The sequence below is a fragment of the Bacteroides pyogenes genome, assembly GCF_014196225.1.
Classification (GTDB): domain Bacteria; phylum Bacteroidota; class Bacteroidia; order Bacteroidales; family Bacteroidaceae; genus Bacteroides; species Bacteroides pyogenes_A.
Window position 1 is genome coordinate 42028 of sequence record NZ_JACIDI010000018.1, and the last position, 21028, is coordinate 63055.

Sequence of the window (21028 nt, forward strand, 5' to 3'; positions counted from 1 at the left end):
CCTTATGCGTAGTACATTCAAAATTCTATTCTATATCAATAAGAATAAAACGAAAGCAGACGGCACAACAGCCATCCTTTGTCGTATTACTATTGATGGTTCAAACGTGGTAATAACCACAGGCGAAAGCATTGTTCCCCACGGTTGGTGTGCGAAGCGAGGAGAAACAACGGACAAGAAAACCAATCAACGCCTGAAAAACTTTCAGGAAGAAATCGAACAAGGTTACAATACTTTGCTCTACAAATATGGAGCAGTGAGTGCCGAGCTTCTGAAGAACTACTTACAAGGCATCGGACGGAATCCAACGACACTTCTTGCCCTTAGTACAGAGGAACTCAATGCCCAAAGAGAAAGCAAGAGTAAGGGAACGTATAGCAACAATCGAAGTTCCGATAAACAGCTCAATGCTTTTGTGCGAAATCGTGGCGAAGAGGATATTTCTCTAACGGCTCTAACGATAGAGTTCTTTGATGATTATCGCTTCCATTTGAAGAAGGAAGGCTATGCCCCTGCAACGATAAACAGGCATTTGTGCTGGTTGAGTCGGTTGATGTATCGAGCCGTTGGTCAAGGGACTATCCGCTTCAATCCATTTGAGGGGATGAAGTATGAAGCCGTGGAGAATAAACCTCGTTTCCTAGGCAAAGGAGATATAGTTAAGCTCTTGGCATTCCCATTGCAAGATGAGGGAGCGGAACTAAGCCGAAGGATGTTTCTTTTCTCTGTCTTTACGGGGTTGGCATTCGCCGACTTGCAGAGCCTCCGAGCTTCGCAAATCGAAACGAACAGCGAGGGGAAGCGGTATATCCGTAAGGCAAGACAGAAAACGGAAGTGGAGAGTTTGATACCCTTGCATCCGATAGCGGAGCAGATACTTTCTCTTTACATCAAAGAGAGCAAGGGGGATTACAAGGTATTTCCCGATACGATGAGCAAAGGCAAACTACTTACCCATCTCAAAGCCGTGGGCTTGGCGTGTGGCATTCGAACTCCGCTAACTTGGCACTGTGCCCGCCATAGCTTCGGTACGCTGACTTTGGAGGCTGGTATTCCGATGGAGAGCATTACCAAGATGATGGGGCATTCATCCATTGCCAGCACGCAAATCTACGCTCAAATCACTGACCAAAAGATTGCAAACGATATGGAGAAGTTGATACAACCAAAGAGTATGTCGAATTAAATGCGAAGAGTTTGCCCATTAGCGAGGAGCAAACTCTTTCTCTTTATAGTTTCATTTTAAGTATTGGAAAAGGATTACCAAGTTCGTCCGTTTCTGTTCTCTCAAAAACTTGAAATCCCATTTTCTGATAAAATGTGAGTGCATTGGGATTTTGCTCGTTTACATCAATATAGCGTATTTTGCATTCGTCAATGGCTAATCGAATAAGTCTTTTCCCTATGCCTTTTCTGAAATAATCAGGCGAAACAAACAGCATTTCTATCTTGTCGTCCGAGATACCCATAAACGCAATGGGGCATTCATTGTCATTCACGACAAACAAATCAACCACACTCAATGCTCTTCGACCGTGAGGAATAAGATTCTGAATATCTTGCTCCGTTAGAAAAAGATGAGTTGCTCGAACAGCTCTCTCCCATACACTTATCAAAGAATCAATAAGTTCATCTGTTCGTGATTTATTGGAGGGGAAATACTCTATGGTCATATCTACTTTAGTAGTTTAGTTGCAAGTTTGTAGGTAAACATAATTCGAGGATTAGACAAGTCCCATTGCTCCACTTCTTGCCGTATCAATTCTGAATATTTCTTGCTTATATCCCTTAAAGCGTTTCCAACAGATTTCCGAAGATACTCACTCTCATGTGCTTTGTGCTTACTGATTAGAGCAATAGCCAGCGAAGGATTATCCTTAAAGTATGGGCGACTTGTCCAAATCCTCAATCCCTCGGTTACAGCACGGATAACATTGGGATTATCGTTAGTTATCCATTCTTTGATGAGTGGCAAAGACGCTTTATATCCTCTATGTTTGCAAATCTCATCAAACGCCTTTGCAAGCATTTCCTGCACACGCCAATTCTCATCGGTGCTTATTCGCTCTTTCAGAAAACAAAGTGCGTTATTATCTTCTGTTGCCAATTTGCCCAATATAGTTGTTGCTAACATTCGGGCTTGATAGGCTTCATGTTCAAACAACGTGAGTGCAAGTTCAAAACATTGTTCCTTTGAATGTGTAGAAAATATTTCGTCAGCCCCATCAAGGATATGCTGAAAGCCATGTTCAATTTGCTGTATCTTGTTCAAGATATTGTCTATTCCTATTGTCATAAATCCTTTCTAAGGTAAATCATATCTACGAGTTGTATATCTCCCTCAAAAATTGGACGATCGTAATTGTTCGTGAAAAAGTTCTCTATTCGATGATACTTTTTAAAACCACAGCTTTCATAAAACGATAGGATTGCAGGAACTTCACCAGTACCGACAAGCATTGCCTTATAGTCTTTTTTGTAGAAATCGGAAATATAATCTATCAATCTCCTACCGTAACCTTTACCCCGATATTGCTCGTATGTCGCTATGTTCTTCAATTCACAGGTATCACTGCTTACAGGCATTACAACGCAAATGCTTTTCAAGTCATCATCGTATAAGGCAAACAAGTCTCCACACGACAAATACTTGTCAATCATATTTTCCTGTTCGTCCGCTAACAGCAATAAATCAAGAAATTGTTTCTTGTTTTTGGCAATTCTTTCTATTTTCATCGTATATTTCATTTGGAATTGTCAGAATGCTTTTTTCGATCTTCTTCAACAGAGATTTTACAATAACGATATGGAACGGACGAATAAAGAAGAAATAGATTCTTCCTAACGCATTGTGATACTTTACCACCGTTGTTATCCGAAGTTCCTGCCTGCCGTTGAAATATCTGCCGCATAGCAAAGATGCGTGAAAAGTGAGATGTTTGTCTGCTTTGCCGAAAACCATCTCATTCGTCTCCTTCTCGCATATCATATTGCGGACGCCACTGTCGGTATCAAGCTTCAGTGGTTTTACCAAACAATTTCTCAATCGGTACAACATCTTTACCCAATGCGAAGATCGGTTAAATGCCATATCGAAAACCTGTTCTGCCGTTATCGGTTCCCGGCATGAAACGGTTTTCACGTAGGAATCAGTATAATCATATGGAATGTACTTGGAGATAAGGCTATTGCTGTCGGTCAGCAGTTCCATTTTAATTGATTCATCACAAGGAAGTCTTTGGTAAAATTCCAACCAATGCCCGTCGGGGTCTTCAAAGGTCAGCAACTTGCCGTAAGGCTCTGTTCTTATTTCTCCGATTGTCTTTACTCCTCTATTCTTTAATTCTTCATATACAAGTTCTATGTCGTCAGTTTCAAACATCAGTCTTGTTTTGCTTGCAACTACATCACCTTTGTGTGCAGGTCTTTTCAAGATAGCGAATGAAGTTTCACCTAAATCAAACTCTATCCAATCTCCATCTGTTAGCTTAACCTCAAAGCCCATGTCCTGATAAAATTGCTTTGACTTTTGCAAATCACTTACATAAATCCAACAGGCGTATATCTTTCTCGGTTTCATTCTTTTGATATTATTGATGTTTGATTTTGAGCAGACCGAAAAACGGGGTTATTTCTTGAACCTCCACAAGTTTCAAACGGACTTTCTGCAATGTCGTTTTCAAATCTTCGATAGAGTGGAACCAATATTCAGGAGGCGTATTCTCTTTCATGTCCTGCCAAGTATAGATATGTCCCTCTTGCAGATATGGTTTGATATGATTTTCATACACTTCTTTCGGGGTGGTATGTTCCAACAGATAGCGATAGACTTCATTAAACTTTTCGGGAGATGCGTCCGGATTGAACAAGATAATTTCATCTGCCATTATCATTTCGCCATCTGCTTTCAGCACCTGCTTCACGGCTTCAAACAGTCTTTCCTGCTCATTCCATTCCACTTGATGCAGAACGAGCGAGGAAATGATTAAATCCACGCTTTCTGCCGACAGTTCCAAGTTTTGAATGCTACCACACTGAAACGAAACATTATCATAGTGCTTATAAGTATCCTTTGCCTGTGCAATATTCTCTTGGCTCGTATCTATTCCGAGAGCGGATAGAAAATGAGGAACGAATGGTTGCAGGGATTTTCCCCAGCCACACCCCAAATCCAACAATCTATCTCCATTCTTGACACTTGCAAACTCAAACATCCGTTCGCTCAATGCTTGTGTGGACTCAAACGTGTCTCTGCCGTCAGGACTAATCGTTCTGCTGATATGTACGGATAAATTCTTTTCCCAACTCTTTTCCATACGCAATTATCTATTATCTCGCAAATCCGTTTTTGTAGAAATCGTACCAAGCATCTATCTGTTCGGGACTGTTGGCTTTCAGCAACAGGAGCATTTCACGGGTGAATTCCAAATGTCCTACACCGTTTGCCGTAACGATATTCTTATCACTTACAGCTTGTGCTTCCACATAGTTTTCTGCGTTAGTGTAACCTGTACCGCCCCAGTGCTTGAGTTGGTCGAGACCGTTGCCTGTATGTTTTACATTGTTCAGAAAACCGTGTGAACACAAGAAAGAAGCACCGTTGCATATCGCCCCTATAATTTTACCTTTATCCAAAGCCTCCTGCACCAATGGTGCGACAAGTTTCGCTTCGGACGAATCCCATCGGTTGCCACCGATAAGTACCAAGGCTGCATAATCTTTCGGCATGCTTTCGAAAGAATAGTCGGGCAATGTCCTGAAACCACCTATGGAACGGACTGCGTCCGATGTCGGGGCAAGGGTATGCACTTCGTACTTTATTTCACCACCCGGTATTACACCTACATGAAGAGCCGTGGAGAGAAAAGCCCCTTCCCAGTCTGTGTATTCATTTAACAAGACAAATAAAACTTTCTGTTTCATTGATGAATGTATTTTGAATTTGATAACTTCGCCACAAGTTCTTTCAACCCCTTCGTGAAGATTACTCCTGCAAAGTTACCCATTCATAACTAGAAAGGCGAAGAAAACTGCAAGAAAATACTTCTTGCGAATGTTTTATCTCCGATAGTTCTCTTGCAGTAGATTGTTGATGTCGGAGAGACGATAGAGTATTTTCCCTGCGATTTGGGTGTAGGGAATAATGCCCTTGTCCCGATAGTCTTGCAAGGTGCGAGGACTGACGAAAAGGCGTTCGCATACCTCTCTCCCCGTGAGATAGATTTCTCCCCCGAACAGCGGACGGTGCGTTTGGGCAATCTCCCGAATACGCTTGCTTACTTCTTGAATGCCCGAAATGAGTTGTTTCATTTCGGGCGTTTCTTTGTTTACGATTTCGTGTTCCATAGTCATTGTATTTTTCGGTTCGACTTTTCGAGGAGTGCTTCCACATCCTCTCGTTTGTAATAGCACTTATGCCCGATTTGAATGAAGGGCAATACGGAAGTATCCCGATAATGCTGGAGCGTTCGCTTGCTGATGTTGAGTATTCGGCACACGTCCCCGTTGTGCAACAGGTCAGGGACTTCGGGCTTCGTCCCGAAATGTTCTCTCATGCAAAGAGCCAACTCTTCGATGCTCTTTTTCAGTTCCTCCCAAGCGGAGGAGTCGATGGCTGTAAATCTCATATCAATATCGTTTTAATTGTTGTTATTTTCTCTTTTTGGTGCAAATGTATGCAGCCGAAATCCTTGTTCCCAGACCTGATGAAATCAAGGGGAATAGCAGGAACTTGCAGGCAAATGTATAAGTAAAACCTATCTGTTTTCAGAAGGGATTCCTTGCCATTTCTCTCTGTTCCCCCGAATTCCTTCCGAGAGGAAAAATCCTGTTTCGATGCGAAAATAACGAACCGACATATACTGTTTACCCCATTCCTGTTAAGTGGATACTTCTGGCGTCGAAATGGTATGAAGTGGCTCTCTTAGCAATGAAAACAGACGCTCCTTTTTCGTCCGAAGAAAAAGAATGCAGGCATTGGCAGTCCGATGAAGTTGGTTTCCGAGCCGTTCTCCTCGCTGTTCTCTCCTTTTGAGCGTTTTTGTCCCAATTTTTCCTGTTTATCCCATCCTTTCTCGGAGCATTTCTCTGTACCTCGAAGCAACAGACACACTAACCTTGGGTCTCTGTGTTCGGCTCTCTAACTTGGTTTCAGCATCCGTTTTCGGATGAAAGTTCAAAATCAAGCAAACAAAAGAGAAACGAACAATGAAAAAAGAAGAGAAGGACAACCTCTCCAAGAACGCCCAAATAGAAGAGTTTCTTTCGGCTCGGTATGAGTTTCGATACAACACCGTGTTACACCGAGCGGAGTACCGTCCACGAGGAACGGGCGATTACACAGCCATAGACCGCTACCGTATCAATACCCTCAAACGAGCATTGGACAAGGAAGCCGATGTACAGACCTCGCCCGAGAATCTGTACAGCATCATCGAAAGCGATTTCTCCCCACGTGTTAATCCTGTACAAACCTATTTCCAAGTGTTACCACTGACGAAAGGAAATGCGGAAGCTATCACCGCCCTTGCCGACTGCGTGAGCGTAACCAACTCCGAGAAATGGAAAGAATACCTCACCAAGTGGCTGGTTGCAGTGGTCGCCAACGCAATGGACGACAAGCAATGTCGTAACCATACCTGCCTTGTGCTGACAGGAGAGCAGGGCAAGTTCAAAACCACGTTCCTTGACCTGCTCTGCCCTCCGTCTCTCTCCGATTACCGCTATACGGGGAAGATATATCCACAGGAGAAGGACGTGCTGAGTCTTATCGGGCAAAACCTTATCATCAATATTGACGACCAACTCAAAGCCCTCAATAAACGGGACGAGAATGAACTGAAGAACCTTATCACCTGTCCGCAGGTGAAGTACCGTATGCCTTACGAGAAGCATATCGAGGAGCGACCCCACTTGGCAAGTTTCGTGGCTTCGGTCAATGGCAACGACTTCCTCACCGACCCGACAGGGAGCAGACGCTTCCTCCCTTTTGAGGTGCTGGCGATAGAGATAGACCGAGCCAAGAGCATTCCGATGGATGCCGTTTACAGCGAAGCCAAGACCCTATTGAATGAAGGGTTTCGCTATTGGTTCAATGATGAAGAGATTATTGAATTGCATAGAAACAGCGAAGCCTTCCAAGTCTATACGACAGAGATGGAACTGTTGCTCCGCTATTTCACCTTTCCCACGGAGGCAGAGACGGCAACAAAACGCTTCTATATGACCAATTCGGAGATAGTGGGTTACCTCTCCTGCTATACCCGACAGCAGCTCTCTCCCAAACGGATGGGCGAAGCCTTACGAAAGGCTGGCTATACAAAGGAGTGTCGCAGGATAAACGGCAATCCCGTGTATGTCTATGCCGTCCGTAAGGTTTACCCCGAGCAACCGCCATAGCACCCTGTTGTTGCCAACCTCTTTGTAATACTCCTTTCTCTTTTCTTTCCTATTCTCCTTACTACGTTACTACAACTAAGGACAATACATTGAAAGAGAAAGGGTTGCAGGAGGTCTCCATCTTGCGACACAGCTTACTACCATCTTTCTACGCTTTTACGGCAGAATGAATGGGAAGAGGTGTAGAAAGATGGTGTAGAAGGATAAAACCGAACGAAGTGTTACGCTTTTCTCTTTCACTGTCAATTACTTATCTGAATGTAGAAGGGTAGTAAGATAAAAAGGGGGAAATTCCAAAAAGAGAAAACAGAGCGAACAATGAGATAATGAACAAATGAATAACCCAAATCCAACAATAACAGCAATGAATAACGAATATTATGACCTACAATACATCAAGGCAATACCGATAGGCGACTACCTGCACGCCTGTGGCATCGAGCCTGCCAAGCGTTACAACGGCTATGCCCTTTATCACGCTCCCTACCGAGAAGACCCCAATGCCAGCCTGAAAGTGGACTTTCAGCAAAACCTGTGGCACGACTATGGGACAAGCCAAGGCGGAGGCATCATCGACCTTGTGATGCGGATGCAAGGATGCAGTGCCTACAAAGCAATGGCACATCTTGCCGAAGGAAAAGCGATAACCCTCGCTTCCTCTTCCTTTCATCGTGAAACTCACACAGAGCAGATAAGAGGTGAACAGCGACCAAGTAATGTAAGGCGTATTCTCTTCATCAGCGAAGAGTTGCCCCTGTATCTGCAAAACTATCTTCGAGAGGTACGCGGGATAGACCTTGCCGTGGCAAGTCCTCATCTCCGTCATATTCGCTACGAAGTAGGAGGACGAGAGTATTCTGCCATCGGCTTTGCCAATCGTGCAGGAGGATATGAACTCCGAGACGACAAGACATTCAAGGGAACGATAGCTCCAAAGGATATTTCTCTGATTGCAGGAGAAGCGAACAATGCTCCTCACTGCATCTTTGAGGGCTTTATGGATTTCCTTTCCCTTCTCACGATGAAAGGAAAAGAAATCGCTCCCTGCCTTGTACTGAACTCGGTCAGTAATCTTTCACGAGCCATTGCCTATCTCCACGAGAAAGGTATCGATTCCGTTCAAGCTTTCTTCGATAACGACCAAGCTGGACGACAAGCCCTACATTCTTTACAATCGGCAGGTATCAACGTGGAGGATATGAGCCGACACTATTCCCGATACAAAGACCTCAATGAGTACCACGTTGCCCAAAGAACAGGGCAAAAACAGGTGATACCACCTCGCAAACGAGGACTTAGACGATAAGGCAAAAGAGAGCAAACAACATTATTCTATCATCAGGTATTCAAAGATGCAGGAAATAAAATGTATGCGAATAAACGGCTTTGTTTCGATAGCTACGGCAGTTCCTCAGAACAGCAAGTTTGCAGAGCCAAACTTAGAAACAAAGCGTGCAGGCATTCACAGAATGCAACGTAACAAGAAAGAAGTACGAGCAGGGCGGAGCGGACATTTCAAGAAATGCCATAGCTCATTAGGGTATTTTCTTCACGCTGCACTCCGTTATCGCTAAAAATACCCTCCTGAGCCAAGGGACTTTGCCCCTTTGGATACCCCTAAATCAATCTTCAAACAATGGGCTACGCCGTATTACATATAGACAAGGCGAGAAGCAACGACTCGGGAAATACCGCTCATATAGCGCGGACATATACCCCGAGTAACGTCGATCCTTCTCGCACACACCTGAACAGGGAATTGGTGCAATTCCCTGCAAATGTGACCAACCGTAGCGAAGCGATAGAGCATCGTATCGCCACGGCAGGTATCTACCGAAAGGTTGCGAAGAACCAAGTCAAAGCCCTGCGCTTTATTCTGTCAAGCTCACCAAAGGATATGGCTCGTATAGAGCAGGAAGGACGCCTGTACGAGTGGTGTGATGAATCGATGGATTGGCTTCGCTCCACTTTCGGGGCGGACAACGTGGTCGCTGCCACACTCCACGCAGACGAGGAAACGCCCCATATTCACGCCACGGTCGTCCCGATTGTCACGGGCGAAAGACGGAAAGCCAAAGAGGAAGCCGAGAATGGGAAGCGGAAGTACAAGACGAAGAAGAACAAGGTACGGCTTTGTGCCGATGATGTGCTTACGCCCAAGAAGCTGGAGCAGTATCAGACGGACTATGCCAAGCGAGTGCAACGGTTCGGGTTGGAACGGGGCGTACACGGCTCGGTAGCCAAGCACCGCACCACGATGGAGTATTACAAGGAAATTCTCAAATCCACGAAAGAGAAGGAAGCTCAAAAGGCGGAACTCACAGCCAAGATAAAGGAGCTGGAGAAGCAGGCAGGCAAGCTCCGAATGAAAGGCACGCTGTACTCCCTCTTTGGCAACTCCGAACTCGACAAGGCAGAGAAGCGTATTGCAGACTTGGAACAGGAAGCCGAACGGCAACAGTATCTTTCGGAAAAGGAGAAGAATGAAATCCGAAAGGAAGTCGTTCTCTTGAAGGACACGGTCAAGGGAAGGGACAGAGCCATTGCCGAATTGAAAGAAACCGTGCAGATTTACGAGGAAGAGCGGAATTGGATAAAACGTTTTTTCAATGGCTTCTATCAACTGCTGAATATTCGTCTGATGCTCCGAAAGATGAATTTCTCTGATGACAGGATAGCAGAGATGTATCGCACGGAGACGCCCCAGCGAGGTACGGCTAAAGCCTATTCGGGATTATACAAGAGAGAGTTTACGGAAGAGGACAGCGAAATCTGTATCATCAAGGATGAGAAGAAACGACCGCTCCTCACTATCAATGGGCTTCCCATTACCGATTGGTGCGAACTAAAATGGAAACAGCTAATCAACCGTAATCGCTCGCGACGGCTATAATTGATTTTTTTCTTTCACCGACAAGAAAAAAGACGAAAACACACTCAATATCTCTTCGCAAAAGGGTATCTTTGCGAAGAGAATTGGATAACTTTAATTTCCATCTTCTACAACTACCTTCAAACCGAAGGGGAGAGAGTAATTGAACAACGGATGAATAGATAAACTCAAAGAGATGTCTCAATATAATTTCTCATATAACTACGATTCGCTGAATGATGCGTTCAATGCGGTGAATAGGAAGGGAAAGATGCAGAAAAGGCATCTTTCATCTGAATATTTGGCTGCAGCTCAGGAGTATCGTGAGATGAGAAAGAAACTCAATGAGCTATTGAGAAAGAAAAAGACAGAGCGTACGGAGGAAGAAACGAGCCAGATTGACCACTTGAAGCAATCGATGAAGGAGAATGCTCAGCAACAGAAAGCCCTGTTACAAGAGCATCTTAGTAAAGTGTCTTCAAATATTTTATCAAGTAGTTTTTGTTTCACCCTCACTCCAGATGCGTCAGAAGATCCGCAGAAGCCAGTTTATTCTATTGGTACTACAGCTGAAGAGTTCTTTGCAATGCAAGTCCTTTGCAGAAATGTGAAGAAACTGTTTAAGATATCCATGTCAAGTCGCGACGAGATACTTTCTCAGTTAAAGATGTTGTTGAGGGAGGATAAGAGCAGGTTCTATATAATCCGAACGGATGTTCGTCATTGTTTCGAGTCGATACCGCATGATAAATTGTTTGAGTATTTGGAGGGAAACAATCTGCTTGACGTAAAGAGTAAATCGCTCTTGCGCGGACTCATACGAAAGGAGTTTGAAGCCAAGAATCTGCGCCCACTTGTACCGACTCCTCAAACTGGTATTCCACGAGGTTGTGCTATCAGTTCGCTACTATCTGAATTCTATTTGTCCAAGATAGATGAGGTGGTTAAGCGTACACTGCCAGGAATAGTCTTCATGGCAAGATATGTGGATGATATTATTATTGTTGCACATCCAGATTTAGACGATGAGCACCACTGGTCATTAGATGATTATGTCAAAGCTCTAACCGATGCGTATGCTAAAAATGGTTTGATAATTCACACGCCTACAGATGGGACGAACAAATGCTATACTTATGATTCCCAAGATACAACAAGTCTAAAATTCGATCTTTTAGGATATACCATACAGTCTGTCAAAGAAAATAAGGATAAGCAAGGCTTTTTCTCTTTGTCGAAAAATAAAAAGCAAAGGATATCAAATCGCATAATAAAGACTTTTCAGAAATTTGATATTTTGTTAAATACAGTATCTTACGATGTTGCAGCTCATTATCTGTTTGATGCATTACATGTGTTGACATGCAATATCAATCTGTATAACGCCAAGCGAGGAGTGAAGGTGGGTATATTTTACTCAAACCAATTGCTGGACAATATAAAAGACCTGGAGGGATTAGATAGGCAACTTCAACATAGTTGTGGACAAATATCATTGAAAGGTAAAGCGTATATTGATCCTGCTAAACAGCCACAGATTGAAGCAACTCTGAAGAAGCAGCTTAAGCAAGTATCCTTTGTTAAAGGCTTCGCAATGCCTCATAAGCGATATAAGGTAAAGAAAAACAGACTACAAATGATTAAACAATCGTGGGTATGAGAAAGAGAAAGAAGATAAAGCTTAGTTATAGCAAAGAGCGAGTTCTCTTTTCCGATGTTTTGCCCTACGAGTGTCCTATAATATTTTCAAACCGATATTTGTATCGATTTCTTGCCAAGTATTTATGGGTTGGTGAAAAACAAAAGGTTGATAATATCACGTGGAATATCTTGAAGCAATCTAAACGTTTGGATGAAAAGGATGCGAATGCTTTTGCTGCATTGCTATTCGGATGTTATGAAAAGGGCAAAGGAATCGGGACACTTCAACATCGACTAAATGCTCTATTCTATCCTTATCATTTCAACATAGCTCACAAGCCGAATAAGAACAGAACGCTATCAATTATACATCCATATAGCCAGTGGCAAGTAGTAGAGTTTTATAATCAGTATAAGTATTCTATACTATATCTTTGCAATCAGAGTAAATACTCTCTTCGCAAACCACACAAGATAGCACAATACTTTTACTATAGAGATCGACTTCATCGAAAGTTGTTAGGACATGAAAGCGACAAAGTCGAATTGTTCTTCAATGAATATGAGAACTTGAAAACCTATTTCAGTTACGAGAAGTATTCGAATATATACAAGTTCTACGAAGACTATAGGTATCAGCGAGCTGAAAAGAAATTCAAGCATCTTATTAAGTTTGACCTTCAAAGTTGTTTTGATAGTATTTACACTCACACAATAAGTTGGGCGACTGCTGGAGGTGCGGACAAGGTAAAGGTTTTGCCTGGGTATAATGGCTCATGGGTTGGTGATGCATTTGATAATCTAATGCAGTCAGTTAATGCTCGTGAAACAAATGGTATTGTTATAGGTCCTGAATTCTCAAGAATCTTTGCGGAGATTATACTTCAGTATATAGATCAAAAGGTTGAGCAAGAATTGTTGAACAAAAAGCACCCAAACGAAAGTATCCGTCATAAATCTGACTATGAATGTTATCGGTATGTTGATGACTATTTTCTCTTCTATAATGATGAAAAGGATAGAAATCTCTTCTTGGAAAGCTTAATAAAATGGCTGAAGGAATTCAAGTTACAAATTAGTCCGTCCAAAACAGAAGAGTTTGAAAGACCTTTCATAACAAAAATTACAATAGCCAAACATCGAATCGATGATTTGTTCAGCGATATATTCTCAACTCCACTTTGGGAAGAAGTAGAATCAAATTTGGGCGCAGAGAAAGAGGAGGACGCTGAAGATGTAGGTTCTGATAAAGACAAGGAAATACTATACAGAAAATTCAATATATACCTGCCTGCAAATAGTGTAAATACTCGAATAAAGGCAATAGTAAGGGAAGGTGGAATTGAATATCGCGATATAGCAAACTATCTGCTTGAGAAAATGAGTCAACGCCTTGACGCTTTTCTCAATCGATATGAAATGGGGTTCAAGAAGTATGAACGCTTGATGTCTAAAGAGGATACCAATAAGGATGAGGTTGAACTTCTGGCACAAGGAGTACAAAGGAAGCTTACAAGTTATCTTGTATCTCTGATTGATGTGGCGTTCTTCGTGTTCAATAGCAACAGGCAGGTAAACACCACATTGAAATTGCAGAAGATAATGAATACCATCGTTATCTATGCAAAACGGCATGGTGATTTCAAATCTAATCCAGAGGTTAGATTCCAAACGATAAGTAAGGATATTATCTTTAAGAAAATACAGGATGAAATAGCCTTAGTTTTGTCTACAACTGATTCACATCGATACACTCTTCATGAGAGTCTCTATCTGTTAATATTGGCGAAAGAGCTAGGCACGGCATATCTATTCGCTCCAATTGTTATTGATTCATTCATTAAAAAAAGCGAGTTGCAGTATAACCTATTCGCATGCATTATATTGATGTATTATTATGCTAATCACCAATGTTACGATAGACAGAAGGAATTATTAAAAAAGGAGATTCTGAAGAAGTATCGGCTTGTTGCGGAGTCTGAGCGTAAACGCAATTCGGAGCTTACAATTCTCACAGCAGATATGATGACTTGCCCGTTTGTGGATGAAGAATACAAGATTAGTCTTCTTAAATTAATGGGAATTACTGAACCCGAAGATCAACGGATGATATTGCGCTTTGCTAAAAAACAAAAGTACATATTCACTCGCTGGACAATGTTTAATTTGAATAAGGAATTACAGGCAAAGATTTCACAGGAGGTATATTCGTAACTTTTTTAACAGCTGTTGGTCCAACTACACTTTCACACACATAACCTTCAAGCTAGCCGAAAAGACGCGGAAAGTTACGTATTCCAAAATGGTTGGTTAGGATTGTACCGAGTGTGAAATCTTGCCTTTTTCTTTTCACTTACAAAAGAAAAACAGAAAAAAACGCTCACTTCTGCTCGCAAAGGGTTATCTTTGCAAGTGAAATAGTGAGCGTTCTTTGGCTATTCAAAACATTGTGTATCAGTGCACTTCGCTCATTTCTAAATCGTTACCTATACGACCTACGTCTTATCTCAGAGCTTTGTAAATTAAGCACTTAGCCCGAAATCATATTTTTCTGTCGGGGAAACTTTTGTTTCCCCAGTGGGAAACTAACGTATGCATACATACCTCTCTCCATGCTTATATATTGATCCGCTTTTCACACCACACCAACAAAAAAACAAAGGGCTGCCGGAAGTAAACTTCCCGTCAGCCCCGTGAAATCCGAAAACAACAGATACCTAAGAAAACAACATTAAGTTTTTAAAAAAAAGAGAATCATACGAGATCTATTTTAAATCCAGCAGCAATCTTCTGCCATGTACAAGTTCGTCGTGAGTGATGCGGTATTTATCGAAACGCTTGCCGTTCAAGCGAATCTTATCGATGAAAAGCATGCCTTGCTTTGCACGATTCGTTTCAATCACGAGTTCTTTTTCCCGATACCACTTGGGATCGAGACGAATCACCACCTTATCGAAAACGGGAGTGGTGAGGGTATATTCCGGCAATCCGGGACAATCGGGATAGAAGCCCATCATGCTGAAAACAGCCCACGCCGACATTGTGCCCGTATCGTCGTTGCCGGGAATTCCGTCGGGCTTGGTGGTGAAATATTTATCCAGCAAGCGTTGCGTTTCTTTCTGCGTACGCCACTCCTCTCCTTTGAAATACGAGAACAGGTAAGGGTAAGCAATATCGGGTTCGTTGGCGGGGTCGTACAAACCTTCGTCAAAAATCATCTGCAACTTGTCGACGAATGTCCTCTTCCCTCCCATGAGTTTAGCCAGTCCGTACACGTCATGCGGAACGTAATAGGTATAATTCCATGCGTTTCCTTCGTGGAATCCGGGACTCGGCTCGAAGTTTTCTCCTTGCTTGGGATCGAAAGGCGAATAGAAAGTACCGTCGGGCAAAAGCGGACGCAACGTTCCGAACTCCTTGCTGTAATAGTGGCGGTAGCCCAAAGAACGTTTGTAAAACATTTCGGCATCTTTCTTCTTGCCCAAAGCGCCGGCAAAGCGAGAGAGGGCAAAGTCGGCTATGTAGTATTCCAACGCATGCGAAACCGAGTTGTCGTATTGCGCTCGGAGCGGCACGTACCCTTTCGAAAGATAATCGTCGTTGTCGGGACGCATCAAGTTCTGCGCTCCCGGCGAAGTGGCCGATTTATACATGGCTTCGTATGCCAGTTCTACGTCAAAGTCGCGCAATCCTTTCATCCATGTATCCACAATGACCGGAATGCTCGGGTCGCCCTCCATCGTAAGCGTCTCCCGTCCGTAAAGTTCCCATTTAGGCAACCAGCCATGCTCGCGATACATGTCGAGCATCGTGCGTACCATTTCGATCTGCCGCTCGGGATAAACCAACGTCAGCAGCTGATGTACGTTCCGGTACGTGTCCCAAAGCGAATACACCGTGTATCGGTTGCCTTTCGCTGTCAGAATTTCATTGCTTTCCATTGCCGGGTACCGGCCGTCGACATCCTGCAAAATATTCGGATGAATGAGCAGGTGGTAAAGCGCCGTGTAGAATACGGTCTTCTGCGCCTCGCTCCCGCCTTCTACGGAAATACGCGACAAATCATCGTTCCATGCACTGCGGGCTTCCGCACATATCCGGTCGAAGTCCTTGTCTTTTTGTTCGACATCCAGATTCAACCGGGCATTCTCCATGCTGACGAACGAAACACCCATGCGGACTTCTACCTTCTCCCCTTCTTCCGTATCAAAAGAAAAGTAAGCGCCGATGTCATCGCCGGCAATTTCTTTCCCGTAACGCGGATAAAGTTTATACTTGCCGTTATCAGGGTCCCACTCCGCTTCCACGCCTGTCATCAGGCGCTGCTTCTTCCAATAGCCCGTGGCGAGAGGTTTTTTATTCACCCGCATCACGAAGTAGATAGGAAACACCGCTTGCGGATTATAACAGAAAGTGCCCAACAGCTTCATCCCTTCTATTTCGCAATCGTTCACCCGGCGCAACATGGCTCCGCTTTCGTTTGTCAATCCTTCTCCCAGATTCAGCAGGATATTACTCTTGCCTTTGGGGAATGTGAAGCGAGCGATCCCGCTGCGCGGAGTGGCCGAAACCTCAGTCTTTACGTTATATTTGGTCAGATAATTGGAGTAGTATCCCGGAGTGGCCCGCTCGTCTTTATATTTACTTCCGTATTCTTTATAATCGACATTCAGTTCTCCGGTAGTAGGCATAAGCAACAAAGAGCCTAATTCCGGACAACCGACTCCGCTCAGATTCACATGAGCATATCCCGTAAAAAAACAATTGGTATATTCATAAGGAGTAGACCACCAACGGGCGTCTTTATCGTACGTATTCTCCGAAGAGCCCATGACATTGAAAGGAACCACGGACATCATTCCATTGGGACACACAGCACCGGGATTGGTGGTTCCGAAATTAGTCGTCCCGATAAAAGGATCAACATAATCGACGGGCAACCCTTTCTTTCCGTCGCCGGCAGAAAGGTTCCTCCCTTCTCCCGCATGAACGGGGAGAAGAGAGAAAACCAATGAACAAGTTAATAAAACACGTTTCATATTTATCAGATGATGCTTGTACGCTTCGTGAATTCAACGATTTCCTTGATATAACCGAAGGCCATGCCGACCACCGTATCCGCCGCGCCGTAATAAACCGCCACGCGTTCGCCGTCCTGCAAAGCCGCGCATGGGAACACGACATTGGGCACATCGCCCTGAAGCTCGTATGGAGCAGCCGGACCGAGCAGATATTCGCGAGTGCGGTAAAGCACTTTCTCGGGATGATCTTTGTCGAGTATGGCAGCTCCCATTGCATAACGGAAACCGTTGCAGGTAGTGATCACACCGTGATAGAACAACAACCAGCCTTCGTCTGTGAGGAAGGGAACCGAACCGGCGCCGATTTTCGTACATTGCCATGCGCTTTCGGGGAAAGGAGTCACTTTCATCACGCAACGATGCTCGCCCCAATACTTCATGTCGGGACTGAAACTGATGTATATGTCGCCGAACGGAGTGTGTCCGTTATCACTCGGGCGACTGAGCATGGCATATTTGCCGCCGATCTTCTGAGGGAAAAGCACCCCGTTGCGGTTGAACGGCAAGAAAGCATTCTCGCATTGGAAAAACTCCTTAAAGTCGAACGTATAGGCGATGCCGATCGTGGGACCATGATAGCCGTTGCACCAAGTCACCCAATAGCGGTCTTCGATCCATGTCACGCGCGGATCGTACTTATATTCCGATTCGATCATATCCGTATTTCCGGGTTTGAAGCGGATAGGCTCATGGTCGATGTTCCAATGAATGCCGTCTTTACTGAAACCGGCGAAAATATTCATCTGCACCGCTTTGTTGTCGCAACGGAATACACCTGCGAATCCGTCTCCGAAAGGAACGACGGCACTATTGAAGATACTGTTGGAAGAAGGAATATGATAGCGTCCGATGACCGGATTCTGCGAATAACGCCACATGACGTCCGTACATCCTGCGGGACGTTCTTCCCAAGGCATTTGGTTAGCATTCATTGTAATTGAAGTTTTATAAGTTATAAATTAGTAAATCTTTCGATAAGAAACAAAATTCGTCGCTAAGATAGCATTTATTTCCGTTTTCCGGAATCGTCATACGTAAATGGAGTGAAATATGTGATCAAGAATGCGGGAATAGTAGCTACCATCACATAGATAAAGAATGTTTTATATCCCACCAGATCGCTCAGATAACCGCTTATCATTCCCGGCAACATCACACCCAGATTCATCAGGCTGTTGGCAAACGCATAATGAGCCATCTGATATTTTCCCGGTGCAATTTGCTGCATCATGAAGAGCGTGAGTCCCACAAATCCGAATCCATAACCGAAATATTCGCCAACGATACCTAAAGCGATGACACTGATCTGCTGCGGCTGAAAAACGGCAAACAGCAAATAAACGGCAAACGGAATATTAAACATACAGACCAGAGAGAACAGCACCTTTTTCAACCCGAAATGCGACACGTAATAACCGGCGGATATGGAGCCGATGATGAAAGCAACCGTTCCGAACGTTCCGTACACCAGCCCGTATTGCTCATTCGACAGTCCGATTCCTCCTTTCTCTACCGCATCTTTCAGAAACAACGGCACGATTTTCATCACCAATCCCTCGGCAAAACGGTATAAGAAAATAAACATCAGGTAAATCCAGATATATTTCTTACGGAAAAAGCTGATAAACACCTCCCAAAGCTCCTGAATCTTGTCTTGGAAACTTCCCGTTTTTTTGGCTTCATCGGCAGGAAGCACCCTCCAATGATAGATTCCCACCAAAAACAAAATAACGGCACAGATAAACATAATCGTTTGCCACGATTGCGTAATGGTAAGATTCATCGAACGTATAAGCCATCCGGCAAGAAAGACCAGTCCCCCGTTGGCCAGCACCTTAGCTAAATTATAAAACGCTCCCTGCCAACCGGAGTATCTGCTCTGAGTGGTCGTATCGAGTTCGCTAAGGTATATGCCGTCGCCGGCTATATCGTGAGTAGAGCCGCTGATCGCAATAGCTCCCATCAAGGCCAATGTCACGGAGAAAAAGTCGGGTAAAGGAAGAGCAAACACAATCAGCCCGAACAATACGGCACTGATAAGTTCGGTGAATACCACGTACTTCTTTTTAGTGCCGAACGTCTCCATCACGAGACTGAAAATCGGCTTCAACGACCAAGGAAGAAGCAGCCACGAAGTCCAGAAAGCAATGGATTTATTATCGATTCCCAAATCTTTAAACATCACCACCGATACCAGATTGAGGGAAATAAGGGGAAGCCCCATAGCAAAATAAACGGTAGGCACCCAACGAATGGGATTTATCTTCTTGTGGCAAGAGGCTTTTTCGTTCTGTTGCATAATTCAAATGTAATAGATAAAAGATCTTTTTTAGTGATTACTATATACAATATAATCAAAAGACGAGTGAACTTATGCGGATGTTGAAGTCCGGCCGTCGTGATTACTATATATAATACAATTTAAAGGGAGTAACTACTAATGTATTTATAAATTTTTTCTCGTTGCTTGCATAGAAATAAAAAAAGAATCGCAACCTTAGGAGCAGAACCCGCCAGCTGTTTGTCCGTATAAAACTATTATTTGCTCTTCGGCAACAGAGACTATCCGGCATAACTTGTCTTAAAAAAATATGCTTCGGCAGCTCTTGTGATCCGACCATATAGATCCACCCTATCAGCCATATAGTTCTACCACGTTGACTATATATATCCACCACGCCGACTATATATGAATACCATATCGGTAATATATAGATACCATATCAATCGGTTACCCCTTACAGGATAACAAGTCTTTCCATACAAAATCACCCCTGCTACAGACATGCGCAGCAGGGGTGGTTATGATGTTTCAGATGTTTATCGAGTCCTTTATTTTCGATTCAACATCATTTCTCCTCCATCGGGAAAGTATAATATTTTCCTCCATTATCATCAAATGTTGCACCACTCGGCTTAGATAAATGCTTGGCATTCTTGCTCCAGTCCCAAATCATTGTCTCATCATCCTCAATTTCTCCTGTAGCCGCATCGCGTTTCTTACCGTTGCCCGGATAGTAAAGTAGCAGATTATCGTCTGTTGGGTCTACCATCTTCCAAGTATAAGCCTTTAACTGTTTCGCTGTACGGGCAGTTTTCCAAAAACGAACCTCACGAACCAACTCATTGGATCCACCAATCCAAAAACCAATCAAACCGTAAGGCCCCGTTCTTATCTCACGTTCCGCCACCAGTTCGCCATTTACATACACCATATTCTTATGTCCGTCATAAACGAAAGCAAGCATATACCATGTATCCGGTTTGGCTGCAAACTTACTTTTCTCTACATCGATTTGAGATGACCCTGTCTTGATCTGAAGTTGGTTGGGATCGATAGTCACATCGCCGAAACGAGTATAAATTTCATCGTGCGGACCGGCATTCTGAACCAGTTTCGTTCCGCAAATAGAACGGTTATTGGCATTATAGGATGCACGATTGACCATAACCTCCATTGTCCATTGATCTACTTTGAAATCATTCGGGAACATGTCAGCCTTCTCGCTTCCGTAACCCTTCATACGAAGTGATTTTGTTCGAATGCGCTTCTCCAGCACAAGAAGAACTTCATCTTCCCCATCGATGATGGTAGTCGACCCTTCTTTAATTTTTATCGGTAACGCATAATCTCCGGCAAGAGGAAATTCCACATCTTTTAATACTAATGGAATAGCCTGCAAAGTTACACCGGGTTCAAATACCATATCCGTGGATAAATTGTACATTTTCTTCGGTAGCATCAGGTATTCCGTATTGTTCTTTTTGTTGTATGCTTCAAGCTGTGCTTCGTCTCCCGCTTCTATACGAACTTTAATCCCCTCGCCGTTTTTTTGTGCAAGAGCTACTTTCAGTTCCTTTACAGCCGTGCTCTGGCCTTCTTCCACAAAGATTTGCACAGTTCCTTTATTAGTCACATAAATGCCTTGAGGAGCTTTAAAGTCTTCTAAAGGATTCTTATATAATTCATTCTGACAAGCAGCAAATAGCATAAGGCCTGCTGCTAATCCCAAAAATATTTTCTTGTTCATATGCT

At 43.6% G+C, this 21028-nt stretch carries 18 protein-coding genes and 1 pseudogene; 6 read left to right on the forward strand and 13 right to left on the reverse strand.

Annotation, left to right across the window (positions count from 1 at the left end; all coding sequences use genetic code 11):
- The first annotated feature begins 4 nt into the window (after positions 1 to 4).
- The gene (locus GGR07_RS11305; protein ID WP_034543007.1) at positions 5 to 1186 is read left to right on the forward strand and encodes a site-specific integrase; all 1182 of its coding nucleotides are present in this window, start codon (positions 5 to 7) and stop codon (positions 1184 to 1186) included.
- 43 nt (positions 1187 to 1229) lie between these two features.
- Here GGR07_RS11305 and GGR07_RS11310 read toward each other — a convergent pair whose 3' ends face one another.
- From GGR07_RS11310 to GGR07_RS11350, 9 genes and pseudogenes are all read right to left on the reverse strand, one after another.
- Positions 1230 to 1673 carry a GNAT family N-acetyltransferase gene (locus GGR07_RS11310; protein ID WP_034543006.1) on the reverse strand — a complete coding sequence of 148 codons (444 nt, stop codon included), beginning with the start codon at positions 1671 to 1673 and terminating at the stop codon, positions 1230 to 1232.
- Between the two features lie 2 nt (positions 1674 to 1675).
- Entirely contained in the window at positions 1676 to 2290 is a 615-nt protein-coding gene (locus tag GGR07_RS11315; protein ID WP_034543028.1) for a DNA alkylation repair protein, read from the reverse strand.
- 2 nt (positions 2291 to 2292) lie between these two features.
- Positions 2293 to 2736, reverse strand: coding sequence for a GNAT family N-acetyltransferase (locus tag GGR07_RS11320; protein ID WP_027326196.1), 444 nt, complete (start codon positions 2734 to 2736; stop codon positions 2293 to 2295).
- Positions 2693 to 3211, reverse strand: a complete 519-nt coding sequence (locus tag GGR07_RS14095) for a DUF2867 domain-containing protein (RefSeq protein ID WP_122056703.1) — start codon at positions 3209 to 3211, stop codon at positions 2693 to 2695. The genes GGR07_RS11320 and GGR07_RS14095 overlap by 44 nt, the downstream gene beginning before the upstream one ends.
- A gap of 18 nt (positions 3212 to 3229) precedes the next feature.
- Positions 3230 to 3580, reverse strand: a pseudogene (locus GGR07_RS14100) (VOC family protein); the annotation flags it as partial.
- A 10-nt stretch (positions 3581 to 3590) separates the two neighbouring features.
- On the reverse strand, positions 3591 to 4316 hold the full coding sequence (locus GGR07_RS11335) for a class I SAM-dependent methyltransferase (protein ID WP_034543005.1): 726 nt from the start codon (positions 4314 to 4316) through the stop codon (positions 3591 to 3593).
- A 13-nt stretch (positions 4317 to 4329) separates the two neighbouring features.
- On the reverse strand, positions 4330 to 4923 hold the full coding sequence (locus tag GGR07_RS11340; RefSeq protein WP_034543004.1) for a type 1 glutamine amidotransferase family protein: 594 nt from the start codon (positions 4921 to 4923) through the stop codon (positions 4330 to 4332).
- A 135-nt stretch (positions 4924 to 5058) separates the two neighbouring features.
- Complete coding sequence (locus tag GGR07_RS11345; protein WP_034543026.1) at positions 5059 to 5346, reverse strand: helix-turn-helix domain-containing protein; 288 nt, start codon at positions 5344 to 5346, stop codon at positions 5059 to 5061.
- Positions 5347 to 5348: 2 nt separating this feature from the next.
- Complete coding sequence (locus tag GGR07_RS11350; protein ID WP_039422245.1) at positions 5349 to 5627, reverse strand: helix-turn-helix domain-containing protein; 279 nt, start codon at positions 5625 to 5627, stop codon at positions 5349 to 5351.
- A gap of 580 nt (positions 5628 to 6207) precedes the next feature.
- On the opposite strand from GGR07_RS11350, the gene GGR07_RS11355 reads away from it, so the two are divergent.
- The 5 genes from GGR07_RS11355 (at position 6208) to drt3b (ending at position 14125) form a co-directional block, all read left to right on the forward strand.
- The gene (locus tag GGR07_RS11355) at positions 6208 to 7398 is read left to right on the forward strand and encodes a VapE domain-containing protein (RefSeq protein ID WP_122056563.1); all 1191 of its coding nucleotides are present in this window, start codon (positions 6208 to 6210) and stop codon (positions 7396 to 7398) included.
- 364 nt (positions 7399 to 7762) lie between these two features.
- On the forward strand, positions 7763 to 8704 hold the full coding sequence (locus GGR07_RS11360; protein ID WP_034543001.1) for a toprim domain-containing protein: 942 nt from the start codon (positions 7763 to 7765) through the stop codon (positions 8702 to 8704).
- A 330-nt stretch (positions 8705 to 9034) separates the two neighbouring features.
- Positions 9035 to 10291 (forward strand): MobV family relaxase, encoded by a 1257-nt coding sequence (mobV, locus tag GGR07_RS11365; protein ID WP_122056562.1) that lies wholly within the window; start codon positions 9035 to 9037, stop codon positions 10289 to 10291.
- A gap of 175 nt (positions 10292 to 10466) precedes the next feature.
- Entirely contained in the window at positions 10467 to 11930 is a 1464-nt protein-coding gene (drt3a, locus tag GGR07_RS11370) for an antiviral reverse transcriptase Drt3a (protein WP_034543000.1), read from the forward strand.
- Positions 11927 to 14125, forward strand: coding sequence for an antiviral reverse transcriptase Drt3b (gene drt3b / locus GGR07_RS11375; protein WP_221213966.1), 2199 nt, complete (start codon positions 11927 to 11929; stop codon positions 14123 to 14125). Before drt3a ends, drt3b begins: the two co-directional genes overlap by 4 nt.
- A gap of 551 nt (positions 14126 to 14676) precedes the next feature.
- On the opposite strand, the gene GGR07_RS11380 is transcribed toward drt3b, so the two are convergent.
- The 4 genes from GGR07_RS11380 to GGR07_RS11395 form a co-directional block, all read right to left on the reverse strand.
- Entirely contained in the window at positions 14677 to 16950 is a 2274-nt protein-coding gene (locus GGR07_RS11380; RefSeq protein ID WP_021646148.1) for a GH92 family glycosyl hydrolase, read from the reverse strand.
- A 5-nt stretch (positions 16951 to 16955) separates the two neighbouring features.
- Complete coding sequence (locus GGR07_RS11385; RefSeq protein WP_034542998.1) at positions 16956 to 17924, reverse strand: glycoside hydrolase family 130 protein; 969 nt, start codon at positions 17922 to 17924, stop codon at positions 16956 to 16958.
- A 74-nt stretch (positions 17925 to 17998) separates the two neighbouring features.
- Positions 17999 to 19291 carry an MFS transporter gene (locus tag GGR07_RS11390; protein WP_021646150.1) on the reverse strand — a complete coding sequence of 431 codons (1293 nt, stop codon included), beginning with the start codon at positions 19289 to 19291 and terminating at the stop codon, positions 17999 to 18001.
- Between the two features lie 550 nt (positions 19292 to 19841).
- Complete coding sequence (locus tag GGR07_RS11395; RefSeq protein ID WP_021646151.1) at positions 19842 to 21023, reverse strand: BT_3987 domain-containing protein; 1182 nt, start codon at positions 21021 to 21023, stop codon at positions 19842 to 19844.
- Positions 21024 to 21028: the final 5 nt, after the last annotated feature.